This is a genomic window from Pseudomonas sp. Sample_16 (assembly GCF_004307665.1).
Classification (GTDB): Bacteria; Pseudomonadota; Gammaproteobacteria; order Pseudomonadales; family Pseudomonadaceae; genus Aquipseudomonas.
The window spans coordinates 1-11,876 of record NZ_RCOB01000033.1 but is presented as its reverse complement, the minus strand read 5'-3'; the positions used below and the strand labels follow the sequence as shown (position 1 = coordinate 11,876).

The 11,876-nt window shown below is 59.3% G+C and carries 10 protein-coding genes; 5 read left to right on the top strand and 5 right to left on the bottom strand.

From position 1 onward, the window contains the following. Positions 1 to 108: 108 nt before the first annotated feature. From D8U69_RS04930 to D8U69_RS04910, 5 genes are all read right to left on the bottom strand, one after another. Positions 109 to 1,206, bottom strand: coding sequence for a polyamine ABC transporter substrate-binding protein (locus D8U69_RS04930; protein WP_056853448.1), 1,098 nt, complete (start codon positions 1,204 to 1,206; stop codon positions 109 to 111). Between the two features lie 240 nt (positions 1,207 to 1,446). Beyond that, positions 1,447 to 2,331: an ABC transporter permease subunit gene (locus D8U69_RS04925; protein ID WP_130906816.1), complete on the bottom strand. Its 885-nt coding sequence runs from the start codon at positions 2,329 to 2,331 to the stop codon at positions 1,447 to 1,449. Then, complete coding sequence (locus D8U69_RS04920; protein WP_177336560.1) at positions 2,328 to 3,209, bottom strand: ABC transporter permease subunit; 882 nt, start codon at positions 3,207 to 3,209, stop codon at positions 2,328 to 2,330. The genes D8U69_RS04925 and D8U69_RS04920 overlap by 4 nt, the downstream gene beginning before the upstream one ends. Before the next feature lie 29 nt (positions 3,210 to 3,238). Beyond that, positions 3,239 to 4,381, bottom strand: a complete 1,143-nt coding sequence (gene potA, locus D8U69_RS04915) for a polyamine ABC transporter ATP-binding protein (RefSeq protein WP_056853451.1) — start codon at positions 4,379 to 4,381, stop codon at positions 3,239 to 3,241. Between the two features lie 370 nt (positions 4,382 to 4,751). Continuing rightward, the gene (locus tag D8U69_RS04910) at positions 4,752 to 5,513 is read right to left on the bottom strand and encodes a gamma-glutamyl-gamma-aminobutyrate hydrolase family protein (RefSeq protein WP_130906815.1); all 762 of its coding nucleotides are present in this window, start codon (positions 5,511 to 5,513) and stop codon (positions 4,752 to 4,754) included. Positions 5,514 to 5,797: 284 nt separating this feature from the next. On the opposite strand from D8U69_RS04910, the gene D8U69_RS04905 reads away from it, so the two are divergent. The 5 genes from D8U69_RS04905 to D8U69_RS04885 all read left to right on the top strand — a co-directional run bounded on the left by D8U69_RS04905 (position 5,798) and on the right by D8U69_RS04885 (position 11,648). Next, entirely contained in the window at positions 5,798 to 7,174 is a 1,377-nt protein-coding gene (locus tag D8U69_RS04905; protein ID WP_056853453.1) for a glutamine synthetase family protein, read from the top strand. A 175-nt stretch (positions 7,175 to 7,349) separates the two neighbouring features. Next, the gene (locus D8U69_RS04900) at positions 7,350 to 8,840 is read left to right on the top strand and encodes an aldehyde dehydrogenase (protein ID WP_130906814.1); all 1,491 of its coding nucleotides are present in this window, start codon (positions 7,350 to 7,352) and stop codon (positions 8,838 to 8,840) included. A 54-nt stretch (positions 8,841 to 8,894) separates the two neighbouring features. Next, positions 8,895 to 10,193 carry an FAD-binding oxidoreductase gene (locus tag D8U69_RS04895; protein WP_130906813.1) on the top strand — a complete coding sequence of 433 codons (1,299 nt, stop codon included), beginning with the start codon at positions 8,895 to 8,897 and terminating at the stop codon, positions 10,191 to 10,193. A 325-nt stretch (positions 10,194 to 10,518) separates the two neighbouring features. Next, positions 10,519 to 11,067, top strand: a complete 549-nt coding sequence (locus tag D8U69_RS04890) for a cupin domain-containing protein (protein WP_007895886.1) — start codon at positions 10,519 to 10,521, stop codon at positions 11,065 to 11,067. Positions 11,068 to 11,177: 110 nt separating this feature from the next. Beyond that, a complete protein-coding gene (locus D8U69_RS04885; RefSeq protein ID WP_130906812.1) occupies positions 11,178 to 11,648 on the top strand; it encodes an anti-virulence regulator CigR family protein in 471 nt (156 codons plus the stop codon). Positions 11,649 to 11,876: the final 228 nt, after the last annotated feature.

Genomic DNA, 11,876 nt, shown 5'->3' with positions numbered 1-11,876 from the left:
TTTGATCGTTCCCACGCTCCGCGTGGGAATGTAGCCCGGGACGCTCCGCGTCCCTCGTCAGAGCTGGAACGCAGAGCGTCCCTTGAGGCGTGCCCACTCTCTGCGCCGTTATTTACCCAACTTCACCTTGGTCCAGCCGCGGGTCATGATCCGCTGTACGGCAATCGGCTGGTCAGGAATGGCATACAACGTCGCCATCACGGCTTCAGGCGGGTACGACCCCGGGTCGTTGCGAATCGCCTCATCCACCAAAGGCGTTGCCGCCGCGTTGGCGTTGCTGTAGCCGATGTTGTTGGTGATCTCGGCGATGATGTCCGGGCGCATCAGGAAGTTCATGAACTGATAGGCCTCTTCGACGTTCGCCGCATCACGCGGGATGGCAACCATGTCGTAGAAACTGCCGGCACCTTCTTTCGGGATGCTGTAGTCAATCTTCACCTTGTCGCCGGCTTCCTCGGCGCGGGCCTTGGCTTGCAACACGTCACCGGAGTAACCGACGGCGACGCAGATGTTGCCGTTGGCCAGGTCAGAGATGTACTTCGACGAATGGAAGTAAGACACCGACGGGCGAATCTTCATGAACAGCGCTTCAGCTTCGGCGATGTGCGCCTTGTCGCGGTCGTTGACCGGGTAACCCAGGTAGTGCAGGGCGGCCGGGATCATTTCGGTCGGCGAATCGAGGAAACTGATACCGCAGGCTTTGAGTTTTTCAGCGTTTTCCGGTTTGAACAGCAAGTCCCAGGAGTTGGTCGGCGCGTTGGCACCCAGCACTTCCTTGACCTTGGCCGGGTTGAAACCAATGCCGATCGAACCCCACATGTACGGGAACGCATGAGCGTTGTCCGGGTCGCTGGCGGAGGCGTTTTTCAGCAATACCGGATTGAGGTTTTTCCAGTTCGGCAGCTTCGATTTGTCCAGTTCCCGATAGACGCCGGCCTTGATCTGCTTGGCCAGGAAACTGTTGGACGGCACGACTATGTCATAGCCGGATTTGCCCGCCAGCAGGCGCGCTTCAAGGGTTTCGTTACTGTCGAAGACATCGTAGGTCACGCGGATGCCGGTCTCGTCTTCGAACTTCTTGACCGTGTCCGGCGCAATGTAATCCGACCAGTTGTAGACGCGCAGAACCTTGTCATTGGCCTGGGCGCCCGAGGCGATCGCGCCCAATAAGGACAGTGTCAGCAGAGTCCTGCCAAACATTTTCATCGGTACAACTCCATTTCTTTTCTTATTCAAATACACAAAACAAAAATCAGAATTCAGAACCTGTGGCAGTGAGCCCCAATATCTGGGGGCTTGATACAGTGCCTGTCTGGGGGGTTAACCCAGTGCCTGTGGCGAGGGAGCTTGCTCCCGCTGGGCTGCGCAGCGGCCCCAAAATTGTGTGAGTGCTGCACACTCAAGCGGGAGCAAACTCCCTCGCTACAAGAAGCAAGCCCCAGCGACTTACGCCGTCGCTCCCAACATCTTCTTCTCGGGCGCCTGCCAGGATTCGCTGGCGGTCTGCTCCATCGCTTCCTGGATCGCGCGTTTACGGCTGGCTTCGGCACGTCGGCTGAAATACCAGACCATGAAGGTCACGATCGAAACAGCCAACAGAATCAGGCTGGCCACGGCATTGATCTCAGGCTTCACACCCAGACGCACCGCCGAGAACACTTCCATCGGCAGGGTCGTCGAACCCGGGCCGGAAACGAAGCTCGCCAACACCAGGTCATCCAGCGACAAGGCGAACGACATCATGCCGCCCGCTGCCAGTGACGGCGCGATCATCGGAATGGTGATCAGGAAAAACACCTTGAATGGCTTGGCGCCGAGGTCCATGGCCGCTTCTTCGATGGACAGGTCCAGTTCGCGAAGGCGGGCGGAGACTACCACTGCCACGTAGGCGGCACAAAACGTGGTGTGGGCGATCCAGATCGTGACGATGCCACGCTCCATCGGCCAACCGATCAACTGCGCCATGGCCACGAACAGCAGCAACAGCGACAGGCCGGTAATCACCTCGGGCATCACCAGCGGCGCGGTGACCAGGCCACCGAACAACGTACGGCCCTTGAAACGCGTGACACGGGTCAGCACGAACGCGGCCAATGTCCCCAGTGCGACTGCTGCGATTGCCGTGTAGCAGGCGATTTCCAGCGAGCGCACCACCGAACCCATCAGTTGCGAGTTGTCGAGCAGACCGGCGTACCACTTGAACGACCAGCCGCCCCACACCGTCACCAGTTTGGATGCGTTGAACGAGTAGATCACCAGGATCAGCATCGGCAGGTAGATGAACGACAGGCCGAACACCAGCATCAATTTTGAAAACCCGAAACGTTTCATCCCCGTGCCTCCATCTCTTTGGCCTGGCTGCGGTTGAACAGCAGAATCGGCACAATCAGGATCAACAGCATGACCACCGCCAGCGCGGATGCCACAGGCCAGTCGCGGTTGTTGAAGAACTCTTGCCACAGTACGCGGCCGATCATCAGGGTCTCCGGACCACCCAGCAGTTCCGGGATCACGAACTCGCCCACCACCGGAATGAACACCAGCATGCAACCGGCGATGATGCCGTTCTTGGCCAGCGGCACGGTGATTTTCCAGAAGCTGTTGAAGGTGCTCGAACCCAGGTCCGACGCGGCTTCCAGCAAGCTCTGATCGTGCTTCACCAGGTTGGCGTAGAGCGGCAGGATCATGAACGGCAAGTAAGCGTAAACGACGCCGATATACACCGCGATGTTGGTGTTGAGGATCTCGATCGGGTGTGAGGTCAGGCCTGTCCACATCAGGAAGCCGTTGAGCAAACCGTTGTTGCTGAGAATGCCCATCCATGCGTAGACGCGGATCAGGATCGCGGTCCAGGTCGGCATCATGATCAACAGCATCAGGACGTTTTGCGCTTCCTTGCTCGCCTTGGTAATGGCGTAGGCCATCGGGAAACCGATGACCAGGCACGCCAGTGTGCTGAAGAATGCGACCTTCAACGAACCGAGGTATGCCGAGAGGTACAACTCGTCTTCACCCAGCAACGTGTAGTTGCCGATATTGAGCAGCAGGTTGAATTTCTGCTCGGCGTAGGTGTAGATCTCCGAGTAGGGCGGAATGGCCAGCGCGGCTTCCGAGAAGCTGATCTTCATTACCAGGAAGAACGGCAACATGAAGAACAGGCACAGCCATACGAATGGAATGCCGATCACCAGTTTTCGCCCACTGGGCACCAGGCGCAGGAATTGCTGATTGAAGGTTCTCATGCGCGCAGTACCACGCCGCTGTCGTCTTCCCACCACACGTAGACCTGATCGTCCCAGGTCGGACGCGCGCCCCGGCGTTCGGCGTTGGCCATGAACGACTGGACAACCTTGCCGCCGGGCAGCTCGACGTAGAACACCGAGTGGCCGCCGAGGTAGGCGATGTCATGCACCTTGCCGCTGGACCAGTTGTAGCGCGTGTCGGGTTTGGTGGTGCTGACCAGCAGTTTTTCCGGACGGATCGCGTAGGTGATCGACTTGTCCTGCACCGACGTGCTGACGCCGTGGCCGACGTAGATCTTCTGTTCCAGGTCCGGGCTGTGAATGATGGCGTGACCTTCGAGGTCTTCCACCACGGTGCCGTCGAAGGCATTCACGTTGCCGATGAATTCGCAGACCATGCGGCTGACCGGCGCTTCGTAAATGTCCACCGGGCTGCCGATCTGGGCGATCCAGCCCAGGTGCATGATTGCAATGCGCTGGGCCATGGTCATGGCCTCTTCCTGGTCGTGGGTCACCATCACGCAGGTCACGCCAACGCGCTCGATGATCTCCACCAGCTCCAGTTGCATCTGCGAGCGCAGCTTTTTATCCAGCGCGCCCATGGGTTCGTCGAGCAACAACAGCTTCGGCCGCTTGGCCAGGGAACGGGCCAGCGCCACGCGCTGACGCTGACCACCGGACAACTGGTGCGGTTTGCGCTTGGCGTATTGGGTCATGTGCACCAGACGCAGCATTTCTTCCACGCGGGCGTCGATTTCGGCGGCGGGCAAACGGTCCTGCTTGAGGCCGAAGGCGATGTTCTGCGCCACCGTCATGTGCGGGAACAGGGCGTAGGACTGGAACATCATGTTGATCGGCCGTTCGTACGGCGGCATGTCGGTGATGTCGACACCGTCTAGCAGAATCCGGCCTTCGGTCGGACGCTCGAAGCCGGCGAGCATGCGCAGCAGCGTCGATTTACCGGAACCGGAACCACCGAGCAGGGCGAAGATTTCGCCCTGATGGATTTCCAGGGACACATCGTCCACAGCGGTGGTTTCGTCGAATTTCTTGGTGACGCGGTCGACTTTCACCAGAACCTTTTTCGGTGCCTGGTGACCTTCAAGAGCCTTCCTGTAGATGCTGGAGGCGTTTGCCATGTGAAACTCCCAACAGGTTTCAGTCGTCGGGCCAACGCGGCCTGACTTAATAGTTGATTGCAAACCCGGAGCGAGTGATGCCGGCCAATTCATTTGCGGTCCTTGTGGGAGCTGGCTTGCCAGCGATGAGGCCCTGGCAGTCAACATGATCGTTGACTGACCAACCGTCATCGCTGGCAAGCCAGCTCCCACAGGGAATTGCATTTGCATTGCTGGCATCACCCATCCCGCCGGGTTTATTCGGCGCCGCCGTCCTGGCTGCCTGGTCGTGCTTGTTGTTATTGCAGTGTGTAGTTGTCGTGAAGGGCAGGCGCGCCAAGGCTCGCCTGTGATCTTCACGGGGCAGTAAATTGAATATTCGGGGTTTGAGTCAGCGCGAGTTACGCAGCGCCGCCCGTTGTCGGCACGCGTCACCAAACGCCTGGAAAATTCTCAGGTAGGGAGGGTTATCCAGCACCAGCCACTCCGGATGCCATTGCACACCGAGGGCGAAGGTTTTGCTGTGCTCGACCGAGACCGCCTCGATCAGGCCATCCGGCGCGACGGCTTCGGCGCGCAGGCCGGGGGCCAGTCGGTCAATGCCTTGGCTGTGAATCGAATTGACCTGGAACACCGTAGGCAGATCCAGCGCTTGGAACACACCGCCCGGTTGCACATTCACCTCATGTGCCGGTGCGTATTGCACGGCCAGGTCCGGGTGATTGGCTTCGCGATGATCGAGGAAGCCAGGGAGCTCATGGACCTTCTGATGCAGGCTGCCGCCGAACGCCACATTCATCTCCTGGAAACCCCGGCAGATGCCGAGCACCGGAACGCCGGCAGCGATGGCTGCACGGATCAGGGGGAGGGTGGTGGCATCCCGCGCCGGATCATGATCCGTGCCGGGGGCGCTGGCGGGGCCTTGATAGTGGAAGGGTTCCACATTCGAGGGCGAGCCGGTCAGCAACAGACCGTCAAGCTGCGGTAGCAGATCCTCGATTTCGGTCAGGTCGCCTAGGGAAGGAATAACGACGGGCAGCCCCAGCGCCGCAACGCTGACAGCGCGCAAGTACTTGTCGCCGCTGACGTGGTAGGGGTGCAGGCCAATCTGTTTGACGCACGCAGTAACGCCGATCAATGGCTTGAATGCCATTTTTATCACCTCGAAGTTTGACACTTGAACGAGCTTTTCCGGAGCTTAGCCTTGTTGATTTTAATTAACAACTCCCATGTAAAAAATTCTAAACGCCGCGCGTCCGATCTTCAGGATTTACAGGTGTTTCGAGGCTGGTTTGGCACTCTCGTGCCGCTTGGAGGCCCGAAAATAAAGGTCGAAAGGCGCGGTGTTCGCTATTGACTTCACTTTGCCTTTCGGATTGACTGGCTGCGTGAAAGGGCGGTGAACATAATAATTAACAGTAAAAAAATAGGTGCATCATGTCGGTCCCTCTGCGTACCGTTCAACTCAACGAAGCAAACGCATTCCTTAAGAAATATCCTGAGGTTTTGTACGTCGACCTTCTGATTGCGGATATGAACGGTGTGGTGCGCGGCAAGCGCATCGAACGCACCAGTCTTCATAAGGTTTACGAGAAAGGCATCAACCTGCCGGCTTCCCTGTTTGCTCTGGACATCAATGGTTCCACGGTGGAAAGCACCGGCCTGGGTCTGGACATCGGCGACGCCGACCGTATCTGCTACCCGATCCCAGGCACCCTGAGCATCGAGCCATGGCAGAAGCGCCCGACCGCGCAACTGCTGATGACCATGCATGAAATCGAAGGCGAGCCGTTCTTCGCCGACCCGCGTGAAGTGCTGGCCAATGTCGTGCGCAAGTTCGACGACCTGGGGCTGACCATCTGCGCCGCGTTCGAACTGGAGTTCTACTTGATCGACCAGGACAACGTGAACGGTCGTCCGCAGTCGCCACGTTCACCGGTGTCCGGCAAACGTCCGATTTCGACCCAGGTGTATTTGATCGACGATCTCGACGAATACGTCGACTGCCTGCAAGACATCCTCGAAGGCGCGAAAGAGCAGGGCATCCCGGCAGACGCCATCGTCAAGGAAAGCGCCCCGGCGCAATTCGAAGTCAACCTGCACCACGTGGCTGACCCGATCAAGGCCTGCGACTACGCCGTCCTGCTCAAGCGTCTGGTGAAGAACATCGCCTACGACCACGAGATGGACACCACCTTCATGGCCAAGCCGTATCCGGGCCAGGCGGGCAACGGTCTGCACGTGCACATTTCGATTCTCGACAAAGAAGGCAACAACATCTTTGCCAGCGAGGATCCCGAGCAGAACGCCGCACTGCGTCACGCGATCGGCGGTGTGCTCGAGACCCTGCCGGCGCAGATGGCGTTCCTCTGCCCGAACGTCAACTCATACCGCCGCTTCGGCGCACAGTTCTATGTGCCGAACTCGCCGAGCTGGGGGATCGACAACCGTACCGTGGCGGTGCGGGTGCCAACCGGTTCGCCGGACGCCGTGCGCATCGAACACCGAGTGGCTGGCGCCGATGCCAACCCGTACCTGCTGATGGCGTCGGTATTGGCGGGCGTGCATCACGGCCTGACCAACCAGATCGAACCGGGCGCTCCGGTGGAAGGCAACAGCTACGAGCAGAACGAACAAAGCCTGCCGAACAACCTGCGCGATGCACTGCGCGAACTGGACGACAGCGAAGTCATGGCCAAGTACATCGACCCGATGTACATCGACGTGTTCGTGGCGTGCAAGGAGAGCGAGCTGGCCGAGTTCGAGAACTCCATTTCCGACCTTGAGTACAACTGGTACTTGCACACCGTGTAACAGCGCCGACACCCAACCCGTGGCGAGGGAGCTTGCTCCCGCTGGGCTGCGTAGCGGCCCCAAAAGATGGAACTGCTGCGCAGTCCAGCGCGAGCAAGCTCCCTCGCCACAGGTTACTTACCACTCGCTCCGTCTGTTAACACGACCATCTATTCCCCTGCGTCGAGTCACAACAATGACAATTACTCGCAGCGATTGGGAGCAACGCTTCCAGTCCCTCACCATCGAGAGCCGTGCCTTCATCGACGGCCAATACTGCGCGGCTGCCAGTGGCGCCACGTTCGAATGCTTAAGCCCGGTGGACGGCCGTTTCCTGGCGAACGTCGCCAGCACCGATGAAGCCGATGCCAACGCCGCCGTCGCCGTGGCACGCCGCACGTTCGAATCCGGCGTCTGGGCCAACCTCGCCCCGGCTGAGCGCAAGCGCATCCTGATTCGTTTTGCCGACCTGATCCTGGCCAACCAGGAAGAACTGGCGTTGCTCGAAACCCTCGACATGGGCAAGCCGATCAGCGACTCCATGAGCATCGACATTCCGGCCGCCGCCAACGCGATTCGCTGGACCGCCGAGGCCATCGACAAACTCTACGACGAAGTCGCCGCCACACCACACGATCAGCTGGGCCTGGTGACGCGCGAAGCGGCCGGCGTAGTGGCGGCCATCGTGCCGTGGAACTTCCCGCTGATCATGGCCAGCTGGAAATTCGCCCCGGCCCTGGCGATGGGCAACTCGTTCATCCTCAAGCCTTCGGAGAAGTCGCCACTGACGGCGATCCGCATCGCGCAACTGGCACTGGATGCGGGCATTCCCAAAGGCGTATTCAACGTTTTGCCAGGCTTCGGCCACACCGTCGGCAAGGCGCTGGCGTTGCACATGGACGTTGATGTACTGGCCTTCACCGGCTCCACGGCGATTGCCAAGCAGCTGATGATCTACGCCGGACAAAGCAACATGAAACGCGTCTGGGCCGAAGCCGGTGGCAAGAGCGCCAACGTGGTGTTCGCCGACGCACCGGACTTGCGCGCTGCAGCACAGGCTGCCGCTGGTGCCATTGCCTTCAACCAGGGCGAAGTCTGCACGGCTGGCTCGCGCTTGCTGGTGGAACGCTCGATCCGGGATCAGTTCATTCCGCTGCTGGTGGAAGCCCTGCAAGGCTGGAAACCCGGACACGCGCTCGATCCTGCAACCACCGTCGGTGCGGTGGTCGATCAGCGTCAACTGGACAACGTGCTGCGCTATATCGACATCGGCAAAGAGCAGGGCGCTCAGTTGATCGCCGGTGGCAGCCGCACCCTCGAAGACACCGGTGGCCAATACGTGGAGCCGACGATTTTCGACGGCGTGACCAATGCCATGACCATTGCCCGGGAAGAAATCTTCGGCCCGGTATTGTCGGTGATCACCTTCGACACAACGCAAGAAGCCCTGGCGATTGCCAACGACAGCATCTACGGCCTGGCCGCCGGTGTCTGGACCGCCAACCTGAGCAAGGCGCACACCTTCGCCCGTGGCCTGCGCGCCGGCAGCGTCTGGGTCAACCAGTACGACGGCGGCGACATGACAGCGCCGTTTGGCGGGTTCAAGCAGTCGGGGAACGGTCGGGACAAATCGCTGCATGCGTTCGACAAGTACACCGAACTCAAAGCGACCTGGATCAAGCTCTAAGACCTTTATAAGCGGCGGTCGTCGGCACATTGTCGGCGACCTTCGGAGAAACGTATGAAACAGAACTCTTCAACCCAACAGCATGTAAACAGCTACTACGCCGCCACTCGCAACTTCACCGGTGATTTCCCGGTGCTCGAAGGCGCGGTGGACTGCGATGTCTGCGTGATCGGCGCAGGCTACACCGGGCTGTCTTCGGCGCTGTTCCTGGCCGAAGCGGGCTACAGCGTCACCGTGCTTGAAGCGGCGAAAGTCGGCTTCGGCGCCAGCGGGCGCAACGGTGGGCAACTGGTCAACTCCTACAGTCGCGACGTCGATGTCATCGAAGAGCGCTATGGCGACAAGACTGCCGAAGTGCTCGGCAGCATGATTTTCGAAGGCGCCGACATCATCCGTCAGCGCATACAGCACTACGACATCCAGTGCGACTACCGCCCCGGCGGCATTTTCGCGGCGATGAACAAAAAGCAACTCAAAGGTCTGGCCGAGCAGAAGAAGAGCTGGGAACGCTACGGCAACAAAAACCTGACACTGCTCGGCGAAGCCGATATCAAGCGCGAAGTCGGTTCCCAGGCGTACGTCGGTGGCTTGCTGGATATGCAGGGTGGCCACATCCATCCGCTCAACCTGGCCCTTGGCGAGGCTTCGGCAATCATCGGCCTGGGTGGCAAGATTTACGAACAATCGGCGGCGGTGGAAATCACTTACGGCGAACCGATCACTGTGCGCACGGCCAAAGGCGTGGTGAAGGCCAAGTACCTGTTGATCGCCGGTAACGCCTACCTGCCGCAAGGCCTCGACAACCGAGTGACCAGCAAGAGCATGCCGTGCGGCTCGCAGATCGTCGTTACCGAGCCGTTGTCGGCGCAGCAAGCGCGTAGCCTGATCAAGAACAACTACTGCGTCGAAGACTGCAACTACCTGCTCGATTACTACCGCCTGACCGCCGACAACCGCTTGCTGTACGGCGGCGGTGTGGTCTACGGCGCCCGTGAACCGGACGACATCGAGCAACTGATCCGCCCGAAAATCCTCAAGACCTTCCCGCAACTGAAGGACGTGAAGATCGACTATCGCTGGACCGGCAACTTCCTGCTGACCATGTCGCGCATGCCGCAATTCGGCCGTATCGAAAAAAACGCCTACTACATGCAGGGCTACAGCGGCCACGGCGTCACCTGTTCGCACCTGGCCGGCAAGCTGATTTCGGAAATGATCCGCGGCGACGCCGAGCGTTTCGACGCGTTTGCCTCGCTGCCGCACATGCCAATGATCGGTGGGCGAACCTTCTCGGCACCGCTGACGGCCCTTGGCGCGGTGTACTACTCGCTGCGTGATCGGTTCGGCATCTAAGTGTTACCTCACCGGTGGTGCCCCAATCAGGTGCCGCCGGTTTTTTACATCAAAAGCATCGCTTCCCCCCGGTGGGAGCCGGCGTGCTGACGATTGCGGTGTGCCAGTTCAAATTGTAGGAGCAAGGCTTGCCCGCGATAGCACCCGTTCAGACGGCATTTGAACCGTCTGACAGACCGCTATCGCGAGCAAGCTTTGCGCCTACAGCAACATCCACAAACGTGATTTAATAGCCGCCTTTCACGTTTCCGGGACCGGAAAACGGCGTGATTCGCGCCGGCCATCCACCCCCATTACCCTTAAGTACCAAGCACATAAGGCTGTCATGGACACGGGCTCACGACTCAAATTAGTACGCGAAAGCTACAAACTGTCCCAGCGCGAGCTGGCCCGGCGTAGCGGCGTCACCAATGCCACCATTTCCCTGATCGAACAGAATCGAGTCAGTCCTTCCGTCAGCTCCCTGAAAAAGCTGCTCGAAGGCATCCCCATGTCCTTGGCCGACTTTTTCACCTTCGACCAGCCACCCCGGGAACACCAATACGTCTTCCGCGCCAACGAACAACCCGACCTGGGTCGCCACGGTCTGCGCCTGCTGTTGATCGGCGCTTCCGTACCGAGCCGGCAGATGCGTTTGCTGCGCGAGCAGTACGCGCCGGGTGCCAGTTCCGGTGAAGAGCCGATCGTGCATTCCGAAGGCGAAGAGTGCGGGCTGGTGACGCGCGGTACGGTCGAGCTCACCGTTGATGGCCAGATCAGCGTACTGAATGCCGGGGATGGCTATTACTTCCCGACAACGCTGCCGCACCGGTTCAGGAATATCGGGGCGGATGAGGCGGAAATCATCAGTGCGAATACGCCGGCGAACTTCTGACCGGGCAGCCCTTTGTTGTCGGTCGCGTTCGCAATGCCGCATCAATGGAAACTATTGCCTGCCACATCGTCTAAATTTCAGGGACTACTCCCGTCACGAAGGAACGACTCATGATCAGGTCTCGATCGTTGATTGCAGCGGTGACAAGCGTGGTGCTGGTTTTCGGCTCTGTGACTGCCCTGGCAGATCCCGGTAACGGGAAAGGTCAAGGGAACGGCAAGAACCACCCACAAAATGCCCAGGATCACGGCAACCAGGGCAGCCATGGCAACAAAGGAAAAAATTCCGGGGGCGGTGACTGGGGCAACGGCCCGAGCATCAATCGCTCAAATATCATTGGCATTGTTGATGGCTACCGCGATTACTGGAGCCCCGGTCCTGCATTGCCACCGGGCATCCAAAAGAATCTTGCTCGCGGCAAGCCGCTTCCGCCAGGCATTGCCAAGAAGCTCGATGGCCGGTTGATCGGCAGATTGCCTCATTATGACGGGTACGAGTGGCAGCAAGTCGGCACGGATTTGATCCTGGTCGCGCTGGCTTCCGGGCTGATCTACGAAATTGTAAATAATGTGTTTGATTGAAGTTTGCGCGCAGGAGCGGCCTGTCAGCCGTCCGTCGCGGTCTTTTGAACCGAAAGGGTGATATCGCGTCTTACGTTACGCGATATCAACCCCTACGGAAGCAATCATGCTTTTAAAAAACAAGAGTCTTCTAGCTGTCATGTCCTGCGCTTTGATGTTGGCAGCGGCCCCGTTGTTACCTGCTGACTTTTCCTTGATCAGTTCAGCAGCTGCCAAAGAAGGTGGCGG

Coding starts and splice junctions, on each gene's coding strand:
- D8U69_RS04930 (WP_056853448.1), bottom strand. CDS start 1,206: ATGAAAATGTTTGGCAGGACTCTGCTGACACTGTCCTTATTGGGCGCG.
- D8U69_RS04910 (WP_130906815.1), bottom strand. CDS start 5,513: ATGGCATTCAAGCCATTGATCGGCGTTACTGCGTGCGTCAAACAGATT.
- D8U69_RS04885 (WP_130906812.1), top strand. CDS start 11,178: ATGATCAGGTCTCGATCGTTGATTGCAGCGGTGACAAGCGTGGTGCTG.
- D8U69_RS04925 (WP_130906816.1), bottom strand. CDS start 2,331: ATGAAACGTTTCGGGTTTTCAAAATTGATGCTGGTGTTCGGCCTGTCG.
- D8U69_RS04890 (WP_007895886.1), top strand. CDS start 10,519: ATGGACACGGGCTCACGACTCAAATTAGTACGCGAAAGCTACAAACTG.
- D8U69_RS04905 (WP_056853453.1), top strand. CDS start 5,798: ATGTCGGTCCCTCTGCGTACCGTTCAACTCAACGAAGCAAACGCATTC.
- potA (WP_056853451.1), bottom strand. CDS start 4,381: ATGGCAAACGCCTCCAGCATCTACAGGAAGGCTCTTGAAGGTCACCAG.
- D8U69_RS04900 (WP_130906814.1), top strand. CDS start 7,350: ATGACAATTACTCGCAGCGATTGGGAGCAACGCTTCCAGTCCCTCACC.
- D8U69_RS04895 (WP_130906813.1), top strand. CDS start 8,895: ATGAAACAGAACTCTTCAACCCAACAGCATGTAAACAGCTACTACGCC.